The organism is Nonomuraea sp. NPDC049486 (assembly GCF_040676925.1).
In the GTDB taxonomy this organism is placed as follows: Bacteria; Actinomycetota; Actinomycetes; order Streptosporangiales; family Streptosporangiaceae; genus Nonomuraea; species Nonomuraea ferruginea.
This window is the reverse complement of the sequence record NZ_JBFAPV010000036.1, coordinates 1-18,030: the sequence shown is the minus strand read 5'-3', so window position 1 is coordinate 18,030 and position 18,030 is coordinate 1. Positions and strand designations below refer to the sequence as shown.

Sequence of the window (18,030 nt, the reverse complement as noted above, 5' to 3'; positions counted from 1 at the left end):
CAGCCCCAGCCGAATCGGCGACATCGCCCGCGCGGCACTTGTCCTCACCCGTTTCGAGCACGACTACCTGCCGGCAATTCGCTGAGATCACGTCAGAGAGGATTCCAAAAAGCCTACAAGTGTTCCGCGATTCTGACGACGCCAATCTGATACGAGAGGCCCGATCGACTCTTGAACATGCCATTGCACTCAATCATCTACTATTCGAGGGTGCCTACCACATCATCCCTCTCTTGATAGAGCTGCTCCACGTTCGAGCGTCCAAAATAAGGGCCGTAATTTATGACCTTCTGGTCGAAATCGCACAGTCAGAGGCTCAGGATGAATCGGTGCAGATCCTCGACGAAGCCCGGCGTCTAGTTGCCCTCGATACAGCGTGCCGTGCTCGCTTGCTGCAGGCGCTGCCTTTCGCGTGGCATGACCTGGCAAGTGATAACGAGGACACCATTTTCGGCGCAATGGATCTGATCGGATTCGTCGACCCCGACAAGAATAGATTCGTAGAGTATCTCCGCAATCCAATCAAACCCTTCACGGAGAAATGCCGTCACAATGCAGACGAGTGGATCGCAGAGCTAGGATGAGCGCGATCATCTGTTTCTCCGGAGAGCTCCGGGCAGTGCTGCCACCTCGGAGGTTACGCCGGGTGGCCCGGGGGAGTCTCACCTCCGGGCTCCACAGAACAGAGCGTGACAATCTCTCGTCACTGACGTGCTCAGCCGCACCGTCAAGGTCGAGGAATGGCTACTACATCGCGGGCAACATCACCCGCATCCAATCAGTCGAATGTCACTTCACGCGCCTATCCGAGCATGCCTCGAGTCCCAAAGGGCTGGGCCACGAAATCTGCTCCGCTCCGGAGTCTGTACGGTCACCGGTGTAACTCCTGATCAAGGAGAACTCACCTGATGAATACTGTGATCCAGGCATCGACGGAGATCGACCTGGAGCAATGCTTGAGATCTGTGGATCACCGGGAAAGGGATGTACCTTCCCGGTGATCATGTGAATCCACAAGCATGACCGACGCGCCAACGTCGGCCGGAAAGGCACACCCGTGCTCACCGTAGTCCCTGACCCCACCGGCGGCGACCACACCGCCACCACGCCCGCCCCGACGCCCGCGCTCATCGACGAGCTGGTGCGCGAAGGCGCCCGCCGGATGCTCGCCGAAGCGCTCAAAGCCGAGGTCGACGCCTACATCGCCGCCTTCGCCGACGAACGCGACGAGACCGGCCACCGACTGGTCGTCCGCAACGGCCACCACCAGCCCCGCACCGTACTGACCAGCGCAGGCGCGATCGAGGTCCAGGCTCCGCGCGTCAACGACAAGCGCATCGACGAGGCGACGGGAGAGCGCCGGCGCTTCTCCTCAGCGATCTTGCCGCCCTGGTGCCGTAAGAGCCCGGCCATCACCGAGGTGTTGCCGCTGCTCTACCTGCACGGCCTGTCAACCGGCGACTTCGTGCCCGCGCTGGGCCAATTCCTCGGCACCGGCCACGGGCTGTCGGCGCCGGTCATCACCAAGCTCACCGAGCAGTGGAAGGCCGACCAGCGGGCCTTCGCCTCCCGCGACCTGTCCGGCGTCGACTACGTCTACCTGTGGGCCGATGGCATCCACGTCAACATCCGGCTGGAGGAGCACAAACTCTGCCTGCTGGTGCTGATCGGGGTGCGGGCTGATGGTCGCAAGGAGCTTGTCGCGCTGACCGACGGCTACCGCGAATCGGCAGAATCCTGGGCCGACCTGCTGCGGGACTGCGCCCGGCGCGGCATGCGTGCCCCGGTGCTCGCCATCGGCGACGGCGCGCTCGGCTTCTGGTCGGCGCTGGCCGAGGTGTTCCCGCAGGCCAGGGCACAAAGTGTGCTGGTTTAACAAGATCGCCAACGTACTCGGGGCGCTCCCGAAGTCGGCCCACCCGGGCGCGAAGAAGGCCCTGGCCGAGATTTGGAACGCCGAGAGCAAGGACCACGCGCTGGCCGCGGTCACCGCCTTCGAGGCCGCTTACGGCGCCAAGTTCCCCAAGGCCGTCGCCAAGATCACCGGCGACGTCGAGGAGCTGCTGGCCTTCTACGACTACCCGGCCGAGCACTGGCGGCATCTGCGCACGACCAACCCGATCGAGTCGACGTTCGCCACCGTCCGGCACCGCACCAAGGTCACCAAGGGCCCCGGCTCCCGCGCAGCCGGCCTGGCCATGGCCTTCAAGCTGATCGAGTCCGCCCAGCGGCGCTGGCGTGCGGTCAACGGCGCCCACCTGGTCGCCCTGGTTCGCGCCGGGGCCACCTTCATCGACGGCAAGCTCGTCGAACGCCCGACGGAATCACCCGTCCCCACAGCCGCCTAGGAACTCATGATCCACAGGTCTTGACTATTGCTCCTGGCCGACGTCGCGCCGGCGGTTCTCACGTGTCGCGTCTCCTCCTGGCGCGTACCGCCACGACCGTCCCACCGGCCAACAGCGCTCCGTTCACTCCAGCCGCCGTCTTCCTGGTCAGAGGGCAGGTGACTGCCTGCCGGCGTCGAGTGCGGTGAAGTAGGCGGCGCTGTCGGCGTCCGTCGGGTAGTACGACTCGATCGCGACCTCGTCCAGGGTGATGTCCATCGGAGTGCCGAACGTGGTCGTCGTCGAGAACAGCCGCAGTTCGCGCCCGCCGAAGCTGAAGATCATCGGGATGGCGACCTCCGACTCGACCGGTTGACTCGCGTCCCCCGAATGGGGGGCAAGGTAATCCTCGTAGAGCGCGGTGAGTCCAGGGTCGGGAGCTGTGGCGAGCTGCCGTGCGATCCGGATGCGCAGCAGCGTACGCACCTGAGCCAGGTTGACGATGTGCGGCGCGAGCCCGCGCGGGTCCAACCCCAGCCGCACCATGTTGATCGGCGGTACCAGCAGGTCGGGGGCGACGGCGGCGAGGAACGGGTCGATGGCCCGATTGCTCATCACGATGTCCCACCGGCGATCGATGGCCAGCGCCGGATACGGCTCATGCGCGCGCAGCACCCGTTCGATCGCGTCCCAGGCCGCCGACAACGACTCCTGATCGAGCGGCCGTTCGGCATAGCGGGGCGCGAAGCCGGCAGCCAGCAGCAGCCGGTTACGCTCTCGCAACGGCACGTCGAGCTGCTCGGCCAGTCGCAGGATCATCTCGGCGCTCGGGCGGGACTTGCCGGTCTCCACCAGGCTGACGTGACGAGCCGACACCTCAGCGGCGATCGCGAGATCCAGTTGGCTGAGGCGCCGGCGATGCCGCCACTGCCGCAGCAGTTCCCCCACGGTGTGCATGGACGACGATGCTACTCATCGAGCACCCGAATGCCATGAAATGGCATTTCATCGACAAATGTCCCGGACGTCGGAAACATTGCGGCCCGTGACTACGCAGAACATGACCCACGGCAACAAGAGCATCGTCCAGCAGGCGCTGACCGCACTGGTCGCGACCGGCGACGTCGACGCGCTCGCGCCGTTGCTGAGCGACGACTTCCTCCATCACCGCCCGGACGCGACCTCCAAGACGAAGTCGGAATGGCTGGCCGCCGTGGGCGCCGCGCTCGTCCCGCTCGCCGGCATGCAGATCGAGATCCAGCACGTGCTGGCCGACGGCGATCATGTCGTGATGCATTCCAGGCGTCAGCTGCCCGCTGACGGGCCGGAGATCACGGTCGTCGACATCTGGCGGCTCGACGACGGTCTGATCACCGAGGCATGGGAGATCATCGAGCCGACGTCCCAGGCGGCCGCCAACCTGGCCTGGTGGGAGATTCGCTGATCGCCGGCCCGGCCGCAGGCCGGGCGCCGCGGCCGTGAACACCGGGGCATCGGGACGGCCCCATGCCCCACCTCAAGCCTGGGTTCTGCACCCCCTCCCCGGCCACCCCCGCCGTCGGGAAGGTCAGGGATCTCGCCGAACTGCCGCAGGCCTTCGGCCGGTGCGGAGGAGGAGATGGAGTAGCGGCCCAGGACGTCGAGATGGGCGTGACCGAGCGGGGACAGCCGGCCGGCGTCCTCATCCTTGACCGGGAGGCCTCCGGGGAGGGGCAGACTGGATTTTGGTGCTACGTCGCCTGTGTCTCGGGTCCAAGTCTGGTGAGCCCGCCCCTTTGACTGGACCGATCCTCTCCTCAGCCCGTTCCCCGGGCTGCGGCGGCCGGGGAACGGGCTCTCTGCGACAGTTCCTGTCGGTCTCAGCCTCGATCCGGTCGGGGGATGTCGATACCGCCGGCGCGGAGCCTCGCTTCAACGAGCGAGGCCAGGCGGGCCGCGGCGGAGTCGCGTTCTTCGCCGTGGTGGGCGATCAACCGGTAGCGGGTCGCGGTCTCGGTATGGGCTTGCAGACCGGTCACGATCCTGAGGTGGTCGGGGTGGGCGAGGTAGTGCTCGGCCATGCCGGTGGCCAGTTCCTCAACGCGGGGATCATCCGGTGCCCAGCCGATGACTTCGGCGCTGCGCTTGGTCAGCTCCACGAAGCGGGGGTTGCCCAGCGCGTGTTCGATGTCGGCGAGGTAGTCCTCGAAGCTTTCGGGGACCAGGGCCTTGGCCAGGACGAAGGATTCCCGGGCGGTGCGTACGTCCTCGGGGGTGAAGCCGAGGGTCGGCATTGCCTCCAGCATCGCCACGGCGCGGTCGGGCAGCAAGGTCCAGTCGCCGCTGGTGAGCCGGTTGAGCATGTCCCTCTGTGCGGCCAACGCGGCGATCCGGGCGGTGAGGCGCTGCTCGACGTCGGCGAGCGCCGCGGCGAACGGCGCGGCGTCGCAGTCCAGCAGCGGGCCGATGTCGGCCAGCGGCACCCCGGCGCCGGCGAGCGTTTTGACCTGCACCAGTCTCAACAGCTCGGCCGAGCCGTAGCGTCGGTACCCCGAGCTGTCGCGCGCGGGCTCCTCCACCAGTCCGAGCTTGTGGTAGTGCCGCAGTTTTGATCGTGATGCCGGCGAACGCGGCCGCCTGGCCGATGGTCACCCCTGCGGCCATGGGCTCAGTGATCCTTTCGCGCCTGCGCGGCGGCGGTCTCCCGCACCGCGGCGGCGATCGCTCGGAAGTCCTTGCGCAGGATCTGGGTGTGGTTGCTCTCGACTTTGGTGCTGACCCGCAGGTTGGGGTTGCGGCGGACCACCGGATCGAGAGAGGCGCGCATCTCCTCCATCTCCTCCGCACCGCCGCCGAGGTTGGCTCCGGAAGCCGGATATAGCGCACCGGGCAGGACAGCCGGTCCAAAACGGGTTCGAGGGCGGCGCACACCTCGTTGATCTCGATGTTGACCTGCGCGTGCTGAGCGGCACTCATCGAGGCGGCCAGGCCGAAGGGGCGCGCGAGCGGCAGCCCCAGCCGCATCCTGCGAAACGCGCGCCGGATCCGCTCCCGGTTCTCCTCACCGGTCAGCCCCCAGGGGACCGCGCCGTCGACCGAGACCAGCCCCGGCGATCCGGTCGGGGTTGCGATCGGCCCAGTGCACCGCCAGCGCCGCACCATAGGACCAGCCGACCAGCAGCGGCCGCTCCACCCCGGTCGCCTTGAGGACCGCGTCGACGTCGCGCAGACAGCCCTCGAAGGAGTAGTCGGCCGACCGCTTCGACTTGCCGCGGGCGCGCTCGTCGTAGGTGAGGTGTCGCCACCGGGGGCCGAGTTCGGCGATCACCCGCCGCCAGGAGCGCTGGCTCGCATAGGAGCCGTTGAGATACACGACGGCTTGACCGGGGCCGGGGGTATCGGTGACCGCCAGGGCCGTGTCGTCGACGGGCACCATGCCGGCCCATGAGGAAACGTGTGAATGCGTCATGCGGTCAGCATCCGCCTTGACCTCGGGTCAAGGCCAAACGGACCGTCGACTTCGAGGAACGCGACGAGGACTACGGCCGGCAAGCCGCCATGCTCGCGGTCATCGGCCGGACCGCAGGAGCAAGGCTGACCAGCGAGTGGCTGGAACAACCACACCCGTACACAACGGTCCCCCATGTCCGACGGAGCACGCTGAACCCCTGAGCGCTCGACCACATGCATCTCGGGAAGCGATCTTCGCCTGGGAGTCATCGTCGCTGCTCAACCACGCTGGTCGGCGGAGGGGCCGGCTCGATCAGCGCTCAGGTCGCCAGTCCCCCGCTTTGTCGGGGTGGCACCTGGCTGGCGTCCCGCCGTCGCGGCAGCGCGGCCGCCAGGAGGGCGACGGCGGCCAGCACCACGGCGATGGTGGCGAAGGCCTGCCCGTAGCCAGTCGCCAGCTCCGGCGCCCGGGCCGGGCCGGCACGTTCGCCGTCCTGCCCCGCCGTTAGCGCGACCAGGGCGGCCAGGCCGAGCGCGCCGCCGATCTGCTTGGCGGTGTTCATCAGCCCGGAGGCCGCCCCCGCGTCGGCTGCGGCGACGCCCGAGGTGACCGTGACAGTCAGCGGCGTGTTCAGTAGGCCGCCGCCGAGCGAGATCAGCACGGCCGGGCCGGCGATGGCCGTCAGGTAGTCCTGGCCAGGGGCGATGCGGCTCTGCCACCAGAAGCCGGCTGCGCCGATCAGCGCCCCGGCGACGATGAGCACGCGATCGTCGGCGCGGCGCATCAGCCATGGCGTCAGGCGCAGGCCCACCAGCATGGTCAGCAGGGTATGCGGCAGGAACGCCAGCCCGGTCTGCAGCGGCCCGTAGCCCAGGACGTGCTGCAGGGACAGGGTCAGGAAGTACCACATCGGGTTCAGGCACGCCCCGGCCAGCAGCATCGCGACGTTGCCCAGCCAGATCGGCCGCGCCCGCACCAGGCGGGGCGGGATCAGCGGCGCCCGCGCCACACGCACCTCGACCAGCACGAACACTGCCAGCAGGACGGCCCCGGCGAACGCTACGGCGGGCGCGTCCGACAGGCCGTAGGCTAGCCCGGCCAGCGCGGCGGTGGCCAGCACCGCGCCGAGCACGTCCAGCCGCCGCCCGCCGCGCATGTCGGGGGTGGCGGCCAGCCGGCGGGTGGCGGTCAGGCAGACCAGGCCGATCGGCACGTTGATCAGCAGAATCGCCCGCCAGGACAGGTATTCGGTCAGCGCCCCGCCGATCAGGTTGCCCGCCGTGCCGCCGGCCAGGCTCACCGCCGTCCAGATCGCGATCGCGCGGGTGCGGCGCGGCCCCTCGGGAAAGACAGCGGTCAAGATCGTGAGCGTGGCCGGGGCCAGCACCGCCGCCCCCACCCCCTGACAGGCCCGGGCCGTGATCAGCGCGCCCGGCGCGTCGGCCAGCCCGCCGGCCAGGCTCGCGGCAGTGAACACCGTCAGGCCGGCGGCGAAGACGCGCCGGTGCCCGTACAGGTCGGCCAGCCGCCCGCCGAGCAGCAGCAGAGCGCCGAAACTCAGCGCGTAGGCGTTGCCCACCCACGCCAGGTGCCGGGCGTCGAAGCCGAGCGCGTGCTGGATGGACGGCAGCGCGACGTTCACCACCGACACGTCCAGCACCACCATGAACTGCGCGGCACACAGCAGCGCCAACACGACCGGCACCCGCCCTCCTCCTCATATGACGATGCGATCACATTGCTTTACCGTGACGTCAGCATATAATCCGATGCGGACACATCGGAAAACTGTGGGAGGGGCCATGGGCCGGGGACCGGGAGCGCACCACGCGCAGCGACGCGCCGAAATCGCCGACGCGGTGCTCGCCATCGTCGCCGACCGCGGCCTGGCCGCCGTCTCACTGACCGAGGTCGCCGCCCATGCGGGCATCTCACCCGGCCGCGTCCAGCACTACTTCCCGGCCAAGCGGCAACTCGTCGAAGCCGCCTTCGAGCGCGGCAACGAGCTGTCCAGCGCCCGCATCCGCGCCAAGACCGGCGCCGACCCGCAGGCCGCCGAGCCGCGCCTGGTGCTCACCACGGTGCTGGGCGAGCTCATCCCGTACGACGCCGCCACCGAGGCGCACATGCGCGTGCGGCAGTCCTTCCACGCCTTCGCCTTCGCCGAGGAGGCCATCGCGGCCCGGCTGCGCGTCCTGTACGCCGACTTCCACCGCCAGATGGCCGACTTCATCGCCTGCGACCAGCAGGCCGGACACATCCCCGCCGCCCTCGACCCACACGTCACGGCGCTGGCCCTGGTGGCGCTGGCCGAAGGGCTCGCCGCCTACGTGCTCACCGGCGTTACCTCCGCGAGCACCGCCCGCCAGCAGGTACTGGCGGCCGTCGCCGACCTCTACCGCTGAGTCACGAGCCCAGCAAGCGGTTGGTCCCACGAGTGCCGCTCACCACGGTCCGCCGGCCAGGGTGGGCGCCCACGAGCATGGCAATGGCGGCGGCGACGCCTTCGCGGGTGTTCTCGCCGATCATGTCGCGCTGGAACTCCAGCACGGCTGCTAGGACGGAGACCATCATTTTGGTGCCGGGGTCGTCGCTGGCCAGATCGATGCCGGGCAACAGTCCGGATTCGACGCGCAGGTGGAGGCTCCGGCGGATGAGTACCGGGCGCAGGGCGAGGATGTCGGAGACGGAGCGGAACAGGCGGGCGGCGTCGGCGATGCGGATGGTGTCGCCGACGGCGGCCTCGTGCAGCAGCGTGGTGAAGCCCGCGCGATCGAGGGAGAGTTGCCGGCTGGAGGTGGCGGGGTCTTCGTAGACCGGGGCGCCTGCGGCCATCAGGCCGGCGAGAGCGTGCCGCTGGCGCGCGTCGGTCTGCTTGTCGGTGGAGTGCCGCAGATAGACCCGGTCAGCCACGTCGGGCATCCGCGGAGTGGTTGCTGGTGAAGGCGCGGGCGATGAGCGGGGCGCTGTGCGCGCTGGTGGTGCGGACGTAGTCACGCCGCTTCTGGGTGTTGGGCTGCCAAGCCAGCTCGACCGGACCGTCGGCCTCGTTGGCGCGGTCGAGCAGCGGGGCCTCGCGGTCGAGGAAGGCCGCGATCTCCTCCAGGAATGCACTGCCCTCCTCACGCATTGCGTGCATGGCGGTGCGGATCTGGCCGGCCTCCTCGCAGACGCGCATGACCCCCGCTTTGTAGCGGGTGATGTCCGCCGCAGTGTAGGGGATCTCCGTGCCGTTCCAGTCGGCCTGCTTGAGCAGGGCGCCATTCCCGAAGGCCGGCCTTGTAGTAGCCGGTGGATGTCTGCGACCACTTCAGAGGGGCGGAAAGGGAGGCGGAAGCCTGGACCGGATTCCATTGGATCGACGAGCCTTTTGTACAGGGTGGCGGAAGGCGGCTTGATTGGATCCGGCCATGGGGGCGCAATCGACCGGTTGTGCCCCCATGGGGTTTCGGATTGACGTTGTGGATCAGGCTCTCATCGCGCTGCCGTGGCCGCGATCATGATCAGCCGGAGACTCGCCCGGCGGAAGACCTCTCGGGGCGCGCACCGGCATCGGCGGTTATGTCGACGACATGTGACAGCGTTTGCCGGTCTGCTGCTACAGCGATCGCTTCCGCTTAAGGGCGATGTCGCTGGAGAGCTACCGCGCCAAGGATTCAGGGCGGGTCACCAGTACAGGCGCTGCCACAGCGCGATCCATCGGTCTGGGTGAACGTATCCGACGACGGCGTCACGAAACACGCCGGCCGCCGCCAGAGCGGCGTCCACTCCTCGGTGACGCGTCCTCAGCGAGGCGCGCACCGAGCCGCCGAGCCCGCTGAAGCCCAACTCGACCAGTTCCTGGTAGGTGCGGCGGCCGCGCACCAAAGGTTCGGGCCTACGCTCGATCCGCAGGATCGCCGGCGAGACTCCCGGCGATCTCCTTGAAGGTCGGCGCGTGGCGGACGCCGGCGGCGGTGAGGCCGCGGATGCGCTGCGGTCCCAGGTCGCGTTCGGGGTTGACCAGGGTGCTCCATTCGCCGGTGACGAGTCCGCGCGGGTCGAGCAGCACGACGCCGACCTCGACGATCCGGTCGTGCCACGACGGGCGCAGGCCCGTGGTCTTCACGTCGATGACGGCGTATCGGGTTGGGCCGCTGGTCATTTCCCTCACCCCTTCGTCCATCAGGACGTCGCGTCCTGATGCCTGGGGGTTGGAGTTCGGGCACGGATTGTGACTACCTTGTGATGATCAGCAAACGCTCCTTGGCCATGCCTTTACATCGTAGATCAACATTGGGGCGCTCCCGGACCGCGAGCTTCGACAGCTCGCCGCCAGGCGTCCCCGTGTGGAAAGTTTCACGAACACCGCCGCGCGGACGACGGTGATGACGCGGGTACGACCGCCACATCGCATGGCGTCACATGGCCCGCGACCAGCCTGGTGATCCGTGGGGCGATATCGCCGCCCTTTTACGGGCCGTACGGAAATCGCGATTCACCGCTTGTTTCGGAGCGCGGTCCCTTGTATGGGTCTGTCCAGTTCGTACCCATTGTGTGATCCTCCCCTCGACACCCGACCGGCCTCACCGACGTGCGCGTCCGCCTCGCCCCGATCAGGGCGGCGCCCCTGGCGGACGGCGAGGCCGGCGGCTCTGGCGAATCTCCACAGTCAACGGCGCGAAGAAAGGGACTCCATGATCGCTGGCAACCTGATCCGCCGGGCACTGACGGCCGGCGTGATGCTGGCCACCACCGCCGCGATGGTCGTGACCATGCAGCAGCCCGCCGCCGCCTCAACCCTGACGCTCAACGCCACGGTGGACTGCCTCAACGTCAACTACTCCGGCGACACCCGCGACTGGTACGCCTCGTACGTCTCGGTCGCCTCCGCGCCTCCTTCGTACGGCGTGACGATGCCCCTCAGTTCGATGGTCGCGAACCCGGCGAACCACACGTGGTCGTTCACGATCAGCCTGCCCGGCGGCAGCACCTCGGTGAGCGTGTCGGCCATCTGCAGCGGCGGTCACCAATATGACCAGGTCGGCTGGACCAACGGACCGGCGATCAGCATTCCCTCCTCGGCCACGACCCTGACCGCCACCTGGGGCTGCTCCACCCAGCAGGTCTACCCCGGGCCCTACATCACCGGCTGCGGCGCGCAGTCCTACTCCTACAGCTGAGGCTCCTGCTTCCCAGAAGGCCGTCCGCTTTCACCGCGGGTGGCCTTCTCACATGCGGGCACGGATACCGCGCCCTCACCAGCGCGCCAGTGCTGTCAGCAGCGGTGAGGAAGAACGGGTGCGGCCCAGCCCTCACTGAGACGTTCGCCGAGGGCTGGGCCGTTATCCGGTCGCGAGGTCACGCGCCGGTGCAGGTGTATCCGGATGGCAGGGCCGTGTCGCCGTTGGGGCGGCTGACCTGGAAGCCGAAGCTGGTGGTGGCTCCGGGGGCCAGCGTGCCGTTGTAGCTCACGTTCTTGGCCGTGACGGTCTGCCCGCTGGTGGTGACGGTGGCGTTCCACGAGCCGGTCAGCGTGTGGCCGGCCGGGAGCGTGAAGGTGACCGTCCAATTGGTGGTCGTCGAGGTACTGGTATTGGTGATGGTCAGCGGCTGGATCACATAGCCGGTGCCCCACTGGGTCTGCACGGTCGGCGTCGCCGAGCAGGTTTCGGTGGTGGTGCCGCGGGTGGTGACCTGGACGGTGTCGGACACCGGCGAGAGGTTGCCGGCGGCGTCCCGCGCGCGGACCTGGTAACGGTAGGTGGTGCTCGGGGTCAGGCCCGTGTCGCTGTACGAGGTCGTGGCCGAGGTGCCGACCTGGGCGAAGGTGCCGCCAGTGGCCCCGGGTGCGCGCAGGATGTCATAGCCGGTGACCCCCACGTTGTCAGTGGAAGCGGCCCAGGACAGATTGGTGCCGCTAGCGGTGGTGCCGGAGGCCGCCAGCCCGCCCGGGGCGGTGGGTGGCGTGGTGTCGCCTCCGGTGGAGGTCGTGGTGAAGGTGACCGTCGCGGAGTTGCCCGACAGGTTGCCCGCGCCGTCGCGTGCTCGTACGTAGACCTGGTATTCGGTGTCGGCGGTCAGCCCGGTCAGGGTGATCGAGTTGGTGGTGGACTGGCCGAGCTGCGGGTCGGTGGCGCCCTGCTCCCGGTAGACGTTGTAACCCGCCAGGCCGGAGCCGCCCTGGTCGGTGGATGCCGTCCAGGTCAGCGTGGCGCTGGTGGCGGTCACGTTGGACGCGACCGGGGTGCCTGGCGTGGTCGGCGGAGTGGTGTCGTTCGTGCTCTGGAACTGGTTGAAGAAGTTCCACACCACTGCCTTGGTCCAGGTACGTGCGCCGTCGTCAGCGGTGGACCCGTCCACTGGACCAGGGGTGTGCCCCCCGTCGAACGCCGCCCACACGACCGGGTATCCGGATCGGCATCCCGAGTAGGCGGTGACGACGTGCGTCAGGCTGCCCTGTGCCGGCTCGGGCGGATTTTGGGGAGTGCACCCGTTGTTCCTGACGAACGTGTCGCGCAGCGACCGGCCCTGCGAGATGTTGAGCACGTTGTCCCTGAGGCCGTGGAGCCCGATGTAGGCGATGGGCTGGGTGCCGCCGCTGCATCCGCTGAGCTGTGCGCCGGCGTAGACCGCGACCGCGCGGAAGACCGTCGCCCGGGCGCAGGCCAGGGCGTAGCTCATGCCGCCGCCGTAGCTGAAGCCTCCGGCGAACCGCTGCGTGGTGTCGACGCACAGGTCTGCTTCGATAAGCCTGATCATGTCGTCGACGAAGGCCAGGTCTTGCCCGCCGGAATTGGCCCAGCCGTTGTTCAGTCCCTGGGGGGCGACGAAGATCGCAGTGTTGTTCGCCAGTTGCCTGAGCCCGTAGTAAGACCAGGTGAATCCGCTGCTCCCGCCCGAGTCGACGTCGTTGGCGGTGCCGCCCAGCCAATGGAACCCGAAGATCAACCGGTAGGGATTGGTGTTGTTGTAGTTGTCGGGAATCCTCAGGATGAAGGAGCGAGTCTGGCCGCCGCTCTGGATCGTGTGCGTGCCACTTCTGAGTGTCGGAGTCTTGCCGCATCCTGGCGTCGTGGCGGCGGCGCTCGCCGCACGGGACGTGGTTTCGCTGCTGCCCAGCGCCGTACCACCCGTGGCCACCGCGAGAAGCACCGCCGCGATGACAGCGGCGAGGACGGATTTACGCCGTATCATCACTCACCTGCCTGTGGCACCGCAGGGAGGGACGGTACCAGGGCGTCAGTTAGCGTTAACATGAGCTGAATCAGTCCTCTCATCCGTGCGGAACTGGCGTAATGGGAGGGCACGGCGGAAGAACCGCGTCATCGTTCACATCGCTTTGCCGCGCCCGTTCCTGCCGATGGTGGTGGTGCGACGGAGCAAATACGAGGCATGCGGGTCCCGTCAAGGCGCGGTTCGCTCCTCTGAGGTGACGGGCGGCGCTCCCATGCCGTTTTGCTGGCACGTATCACGTCGTTCAGTTTGAAAACAGAGTGAAAATTTCAGGGCAAGACTCCCAGGAAGCCGCGAGGCCGAATTCAACCCTTCCCTGCCTTTGACCGCGCTGCTTCCAAAGCCCTGAACGAGAAAGCGGTCTCGGCTCGTCGGCCCTCGGCTACGACGCGACGCAGGCAGGAGCCGATAGGCGCTCGCCACCGCGTGTGCGGTGGATCACATGTCGGGGATCGCGTCACTTTCGCAGCCTCACGCCTTCTCAAGGGTTATGGGAACACGTTCCGCTGACAGGACCGCATCTCCTGCTCGCGGGCGCGATCGCTGCTTGCCCGCCGACGTATGCGCCCAGCGGACGACACGCTGTCATGATGTCGGGAAAGGTAACCGCCGGGCTCCGCGCCGGAGGCTCCCCGGCGCCCTCGTCCGGCGAGACCGCGCTCGGCCTGCCCGCGACTTCCTCATCTGCCCCCGACGGGGTCGTCCTGGCGGTCAAGTACGGCAGGCGCGCGAGCGACCAGTGGTCCGTCGACGAGCTGCTGCGCCTTGCCGCGGAGCGGGCGTGATGGCCTGGAACCCTTCCGCTTCGGTGTGGCGCTGAGCGCCGCCGCCGATCGCCGCGACTGGATCGAACAGTGCCGCACGGCCGAGAGTGTCGGCTTCGACACGATCTCGGTCGTCGACCACCTGGGCCGGCCCGCACCGTTCCCGGCACTCATGCTGGCCGCCGAGCACACCACGCGACCGCGTCTCGGCACCTACGTGCTGGACGCCGGCTACTACCACCCCTGAACGGCTCGCCGAGCTCGGCATGCCCTACCCCACCGGCGCCGAGCGCGCCGGCATCCTCGAACACACGGTGAAGGAGCTGCGCCGCCTGCTGCCCAGTCCCTGCCCACCGCTGCTCATCGGCGGGCGAGGTGACCGCGTCCTGCGCCTCGCCGCCGAACACGCCGACATCATCGCCATCACGGGCGCCGCCAGCAGCCGCTACGGCAAGGTCGGATTACCCGCCTTCGCCGGCGCGCCCATGATCGCCGAACGCGTCGTCTTCGTACGGGCTGCGCTCAACTTCCGCCAGGCACAAGTGGAGCTGAACAACGAGATCCCGGCGATCATTGTTACGAACGAGCGACAGGCGGCGATGTCCGAGCTCCAGCACTTCGCGCCGGACGTCCCGCACGACGAACTGGGCGACGTCCACGCCTTTCTCGTCGGTACGGCGGAGCAGATCGCCGACAAGCTCCGGCAGAACCGCGAGCGCTACGGGTTCAGCTACGTCACGGTTCTCCAGGGAGGGGTGGGAGACGGCATGCGTGCCATGGAGCCCGTTATCGAACTGCTCCGCTGACCTGCTCGAATCTCGGCTGCCGAGCTCAACGCCCTGGCGCGGTGTGGTCCTGCTCCAACTACCAACACGGCTACTTCACCCCGCCCACCTCGTCTACCGCCCTCCTGAGCGGCCACCGGGCACCGGCACGCCCTCCACGAGACCGATCCCTGCCTGCCGGCGTCACCAGAGCGGGCTTCACCTCAGCGGACCTGGCCGGACGCGAGCAGGCGAAGTGATCGGGCGAGCGTGCCCGCTCCCCGGTACGTCTCGTTCACCCCGCCCTGCCCGGGCTGAACCGCACGGGCCGCGACCGGCCCGCGAGGTCTGTCAGTGTCCAGCGCCCGCGCGGGTGTGGCGCCGGGCGAAGACGATCCAGGCCGCGACGGCGGCCAGCGCCGCGAGGACGATGACGCCTATCTTGAGGGGACTTCCCGTCGCGCCGTCGTCGTCCCCCGCGGTCGTCGCCGCGGCGGCCCCGTTCCGCGCGGGCGCCGTCGCCTGGCTCGTCTGGTCCGGTGCGGGAAGGGCCTCGACAGCGGGCGTGGCGGCGACCACGCCCGCCTTCACCCGCACCGTCTTCTTCGCCTTGGACGGTTCGGTCGCGGTCACGGTGACCCGCCACTCCCCGCTCGGCAGCGGCTCGGCGGAGTGGTAGAGGTTCTGGCCCTCGGGCGCCGACCTGAGCGGCACCGGCCCGAAGGACCGGCCGTCGGCCGAGGTCGCCTTCAGCGTCGCCGCGACGATCTCCGTGACGGGATGGCCGTCCTTCTTGTATGTCACCAGCACGTTGACGTTGTCGGCGCCGTCTCCTGTCACCTCCAGCTTGATCGGCCCGCCGTGGGCCGCGGCTGCCGGTGCGCCGAGCACCAGCGCGAGCCCGGCCAGCAGGACGGTGAGGACGTATGCCGGTGCCTTTTTCACGGTTGGTGGCTCCCCTCGGGTTCGGTGTCGGGGGTGAGCGCCCCTTCGCCGGGTGATGTGGGCAGGAACACGTGCTGGTGGCCGTAGCCGGCGTCGATGTTCACGGCGTCGAGGGCGGTGGCCCCGATCGACCAGGTGAAGAGCGCGCCGGCGCGTTGCCGTGCGGCCAGGTCGAGGGCGGCGGCGCGGGCCGGTCCTGTGAGGTCCCGCGCCATCGTGTAGGTGTCGACGGTCGTGGCGAACTGCCGCACGGCGGAGGCGAGACTCGACCGCGCCACGTTGGTGGCGGTCTCGCCGGACGGCGGGTCGGCGAAGCCCTGGACGGCCGCGGCGGCGGCCTGCCGCCACTTCTCGACGTCGGCGGCGGTCACCGCGACAGGTCCCGCGGGGCCGTCGCCGGGCAGGGCCAGGGCGAGCCCGTCGAGCACGGGGAGGAGCCGGGTCCGCGTGCCGCGGGCCAGCTCCGTCAGGGTCCTGATCTGTGTCCGGTCGCGCAGCGCGGACTCGGCGCGGAGGCGGTCGGCCGCCTGCTCGATCGAGCTCGGCTGGGTCACGCCGAACACCACGCCGCCGGCGACGAGCGCGCCGAGCGCGAACGCGAACGCGAGGGCGAGCACGCGGCCCCGCGTCGCGGGCCGGGCCGGGGCCGGTCGCCTGGGTCGGTTGATGGTGGCCACCTCCTGGGAGCGGTTGCCGAGGGCGCTCACCCCTCCTGGGACGCTTCCTGGCGGGCGAGCATGATCAGCTTCTCGATGCGCCTGCGGCGCCTGGCGGCGTTCAGCCGGATGGCGAAGAAGGCGAGGACGAGGAGGGCGAGGGAGCCGAGCTGCGGCCAGGGCAGCGCCCACACCGTGGTGCCGACCGCCGCCCGCTGGGCGGCGACGCCGGGATGCGGCTCGCCCGCGGGCGAGGGGACCGCCATGACGGTCGCGCCGATGGGTCCCAGCGGCCACGCGCCGGGCACCCGCGCGACGAACGTGCGGCTGCCGCCCGGCATGAGCTCCCTGGCCCTGGCCGCGGACGGGTCGTTCCAGCCGCTCTCCCCCGCGAGCGTGGACGTCAGCACGTGGTTGTCCGTGACCAGCCGGACGTTGCCTTCGTTGGCCACGGTGTAGGTCACCTCGACGGATCCTGCGGCGAACGGGTTCCACGAGCCGGCGTACTCGGCCCGCACGCCGGTCACGGCCACCTTGGCCACGTAGTCGCCGGTGACGCGGATGTTCAGGCGGACGCCCACCCGGTTCTGGACCCGTACCTGGCCGGAGACGGTCTCCAGGGACGCGGTCACGCCCGCGGGGTGATCCCCCGGCGTCGCGTTCCGGGGGATCGACACCGTCACGGGAACGACGGACGTGGCCCCGGCGGCGATGGTCACCCTCTCGGGGACCGTGATCCAGGCACCGCCGTCGGTGGGCTCGGCGTCGGAGGGCCGCATGTCGAAATAGCCCTTGGAGGTCAGGTAGCCGTCGTTGGCGTCGATCGCGAAGTCCACCGGCTCGGTGGAGCGGTTGATGACCGCCACGTGCTCGACGACCTGCCGGCCGCCGGCGAGTTCGAGGTCGATGACGCTGCGGCCGTCGGGACCGTCGGCGTTGGCCGGCACGACCGACCAGGTGGTGTCGGCGCCGGACGGGGTGGCGAACGCCACCATGGCGGCCAGCAGCGCGACGCCGAGAGCGGGGAGGACGGCGAGGCGGGCGAGGACGCCTCGCGGGCGGCTTGCGGTCAACAGAGGTCTCCAGTCTCGTCGTGGCCGTCCGGGGCCCGCGCCGGGCGGGCGCGGGCCCCGGACGGCCGGAGCGGACGATGGCGTCCTGCCTCCGGTTCAGGACCAGGTGAACGTTCGGGACCGGTTGCCGTTCAGGACTGGTTGAACAGGGAAAGCGTGAGGGTCGAGTGGTACTCGCCGGCGGTGACGTCGGCGGGGGTGCGCAGCGTGAGGTCGGCGTTGACCTGCCAGGTGCCGATCTCGTCGGCGGAGTTCGCCGTCGACACCAGCAGTTCCTGGCCCTGCAGACCGACGGCCGGCGCTCCCGAGCCGTCGGAGATGACACTGGAGACGGGCTCACCGGCCTCCACCGCCCCGGAGGAGGAGTCGGTCAGCAGGCGCGGCCGCCAGCCCAGGTACTGCGAGCCGATGGGCGGCGTGGAGCCGCTCGTCGCGGTGAACTCGCCGGCCTGGCCGACAACCGCCCAGAAGTCGCCGGCAGGGATCTCCTCGGGCCGGCGGGTGTCGTTCACCGTGACCGTCGGCAGGGTGCCGACGAACTGGCGGGCGGCGGCGTTGGAACCGTCCTCCTGAAGGGACACGCCGCCGTTGTCGGCGACGGTCATGGACACCTGGCCCGGAGTGGTGCCGGGCTCGATCGTCACCGTGACGTCGATGCCCTGCTCGGGGTCGTCGTCCGCCACCGCGGGACCAGCCACGCCGACGCCCGCGAGCGCGACGCCGAGCACCGCCGCGGCGAGCAGTTGCGTGGTCCTGTTGATTCTCATGTCTTCGCTCCATCGCTGGGGGGCGATCCGGAGGGCGGGAGCGTGGTGATGGCGCGGACGGAGACGGCGAGCGTGCCGGGGCAGGCGGC

Annotated in this window: 20 protein-coding genes and 1 pseudogene; 8 read left to right on the top strand and 13 right to left on the bottom strand. The window is 69.3% G+C overall.

The window, feature by feature from the left end:
- Together AB0K05_RS44255 and AB0K05_RS44250 are read left to right on the top strand one after the other, a co-directional pair.
- On the top strand, positions 1 to 584 hold a 584-nt coding region (locus AB0K05_RS44255), incomplete at its 5' end, for a hypothetical protein (protein ID WP_364237817.1).
- Positions 585 to 1,129: 545 nt separating this feature from the next.
- Positions 1,130 to 2,348, top strand: a pseudogene (locus AB0K05_RS44250) (IS256 family transposase).
- A gap of 147 nt (positions 2,349 to 2,495) precedes the next feature.
- On the opposite strand, the gene AB0K05_RS44245 reads toward AB0K05_RS44250, so the two are convergent.
- Positions 2,496 to 3,284: a helix-turn-helix transcriptional regulator gene (locus tag AB0K05_RS44245; RefSeq protein WP_364237815.1), complete on the bottom strand. Its 789-nt coding sequence runs from the start codon at positions 3,282 to 3,284 to the stop codon at positions 2,496 to 2,498.
- An 88-nt stretch (positions 3,285 to 3,372) separates the two neighbouring features.
- Here AB0K05_RS44245 and AB0K05_RS44240 point away from each other — a divergent pair, with 88 nt between their 5' ends.
- Complete coding sequence (locus AB0K05_RS44240; RefSeq protein ID WP_364237813.1) at positions 3,373 to 3,771, top strand: nuclear transport factor 2 family protein; 399 nt, start codon at positions 3,373 to 3,375, stop codon at positions 3,769 to 3,771.
- Positions 3,772 to 4,186: 415 nt separating this feature from the next.
- Here AB0K05_RS44240 and AB0K05_RS44235 read toward each other — a convergent pair whose 3' ends face one another.
- The 4 genes from AB0K05_RS44235 to AB0K05_RS44220 form a co-directional block, all read right to left on the bottom strand.
- Positions 4,187 to 4,888, bottom strand: a complete 702-nt coding sequence (locus tag AB0K05_RS44235; RefSeq protein WP_271277486.1) for a MerR family transcriptional regulator — start codon at positions 4,886 to 4,888, stop codon at positions 4,187 to 4,189.
- Between the two features lie 86 nt (positions 4,889 to 4,974).
- Positions 4,975 to 5,142 (bottom strand): hypothetical protein, encoded by a 168-nt coding sequence (locus AB0K05_RS44230; protein ID WP_364237811.1) that lies wholly within the window; start codon positions 5,140 to 5,142, stop codon positions 4,975 to 4,977.
- Between the two features lie 225 nt (positions 5,143 to 5,367).
- On the bottom strand, positions 5,368 to 5,775 hold the full coding sequence (locus AB0K05_RS44225) for an alpha/beta fold hydrolase (RefSeq protein WP_271277466.1): 408 nt from the start codon (positions 5,773 to 5,775) through the stop codon (positions 5,368 to 5,370).
- A 301-nt stretch (positions 5,776 to 6,076) separates the two neighbouring features.
- Entirely contained in the window at positions 6,077 to 7,462 is a 1,386-nt protein-coding gene (locus tag AB0K05_RS44220) for an MFS transporter (RefSeq protein ID WP_364237807.1), read from the bottom strand.
- A 97-nt stretch (positions 7,463 to 7,559) separates the two neighbouring features.
- Between AB0K05_RS44220 and AB0K05_RS44215 the strand changes: the two genes are divergently transcribed.
- Positions 7,560 to 8,162, top strand: a complete 603-nt coding sequence (locus tag AB0K05_RS44215; RefSeq protein ID WP_271277464.1) for a TetR/AcrR family transcriptional regulator — start codon at positions 7,560 to 7,562, stop codon at positions 8,160 to 8,162.
- Position 8,163: 1 nt separating this feature from the next.
- Here the strand turns inward: AB0K05_RS44215 and AB0K05_RS44210 are convergent, their stop codons facing one another.
- From AB0K05_RS44210 to AB0K05_RS44200, 3 genes are all read right to left on the bottom strand, one after another.
- On the bottom strand, positions 8,164 to 8,679 hold the full coding sequence (locus AB0K05_RS44210; protein WP_271277463.1) for a recombinase family protein: 516 nt from the start codon (positions 8,677 to 8,679) through the stop codon (positions 8,164 to 8,166).
- The gene (locus tag AB0K05_RS44205; protein WP_271277462.1) at positions 8,663 to 8,935 is read right to left on the bottom strand and encodes a hypothetical protein; all 273 of its coding nucleotides are present in this window, start codon (positions 8,933 to 8,935) and stop codon (positions 8,663 to 8,665) included. The genes AB0K05_RS44210 and AB0K05_RS44205 overlap by 17 nt, the downstream gene beginning before the upstream one ends.
- 699 nt (positions 8,936 to 9,634) lie before the next feature.
- Positions 9,635 to 9,901: an exonuclease domain-containing protein gene (locus AB0K05_RS44200; protein ID WP_364237804.1), complete on the bottom strand. Its 267-nt coding sequence runs from the start codon at positions 9,899 to 9,901 to the stop codon at positions 9,635 to 9,637.
- Positions 9,902 to 10,433: 532 nt separating this feature from the next.
- Between AB0K05_RS44200 and AB0K05_RS44195 the strand changes: the two genes are divergently transcribed.
- A complete protein-coding gene (locus AB0K05_RS44195) occupies positions 10,434 to 10,919 on the top strand; it encodes a hypothetical protein (protein ID WP_271277459.1) in 486 nt (161 codons plus the stop codon).
- Positions 10,920 to 11,097: 178 nt separating this feature from the next.
- Here the strand turns inward: AB0K05_RS44195 and AB0K05_RS44190 are convergent, their stop codons facing one another.
- Entirely contained in the window at positions 11,098 to 12,933 is a 1,836-nt protein-coding gene (locus tag AB0K05_RS44190) for a cellulose binding domain-containing protein (protein WP_271277458.1), read from the bottom strand.
- A 629-nt stretch (positions 12,934 to 13,562) separates the two neighbouring features.
- Between AB0K05_RS44190 and AB0K05_RS44185 the strand changes: the two genes are divergently transcribed.
- From AB0K05_RS44185 to AB0K05_RS44175, 3 genes are read left to right on the top strand one after another with little or no spacing between them, the layout of a single operon-like run.
- Entirely contained in the window at positions 13,563 to 13,757 is a 195-nt protein-coding gene (locus tag AB0K05_RS44185) for a hypothetical protein (protein WP_364237800.1), read from the top strand.
- The gene (locus AB0K05_RS44180) at positions 13,738 to 13,983 is read left to right on the top strand and encodes an LLM class flavin-dependent oxidoreductase (protein ID WP_364237797.1); all 246 of its coding nucleotides are present in this window, start codon (positions 13,738 to 13,740) and stop codon (positions 13,981 to 13,983) included. Before AB0K05_RS44185 ends, AB0K05_RS44180 begins: the two co-directional genes overlap by 20 nt.
- A 19-nt stretch (positions 13,984 to 14,002) precedes the next feature.
- Positions 14,003 to 14,542, top strand: a complete 540-nt coding sequence (locus AB0K05_RS44175; protein WP_364237794.1) for an LLM class flavin-dependent oxidoreductase — start codon at positions 14,003 to 14,005, stop codon at positions 14,540 to 14,542.
- Positions 14,543 to 14,851: 309 nt separating this feature from the next.
- Here the strand turns inward: AB0K05_RS44175 and AB0K05_RS44170 are convergent, their stop codons facing one another.
- The 4 genes from AB0K05_RS44170 to AB0K05_RS44155 form a co-directional block, all read right to left on the bottom strand.
- Positions 14,852 to 15,445 (bottom strand): hypothetical protein, encoded by a 594-nt coding sequence (locus AB0K05_RS44170; protein ID WP_364237791.1) that lies wholly within the window; start codon positions 15,443 to 15,445, stop codon positions 14,852 to 14,854.
- Positions 15,442 to 16,152: a hypothetical protein gene (locus AB0K05_RS44165; protein WP_364237788.1), complete on the bottom strand. Its 711-nt coding sequence runs from the start codon at positions 16,150 to 16,152 to the stop codon at positions 15,442 to 15,444. Before AB0K05_RS44165 ends, AB0K05_RS44170 begins: the two co-directional genes overlap by 4 nt.
- The gene (locus AB0K05_RS44160) at positions 16,149 to 17,174 is read right to left on the bottom strand and encodes a hypothetical protein (RefSeq protein WP_364237786.1); all 1,026 of its coding nucleotides are present in this window, start codon (positions 17,172 to 17,174) and stop codon (positions 16,149 to 16,151) included. Before AB0K05_RS44160 ends, AB0K05_RS44165 begins: the two co-directional genes overlap by 4 nt.
- A 131-nt stretch (positions 17,175 to 17,305) precedes the next feature.
- Positions 17,306 to 17,941, bottom strand: a complete 636-nt coding sequence (locus AB0K05_RS44155; RefSeq protein ID WP_345482824.1) for a hypothetical protein — start codon at positions 17,939 to 17,941, stop codon at positions 17,306 to 17,308.
- Between the last annotated feature and the right edge of the window lie 89 nt (positions 17,942 to 18,030).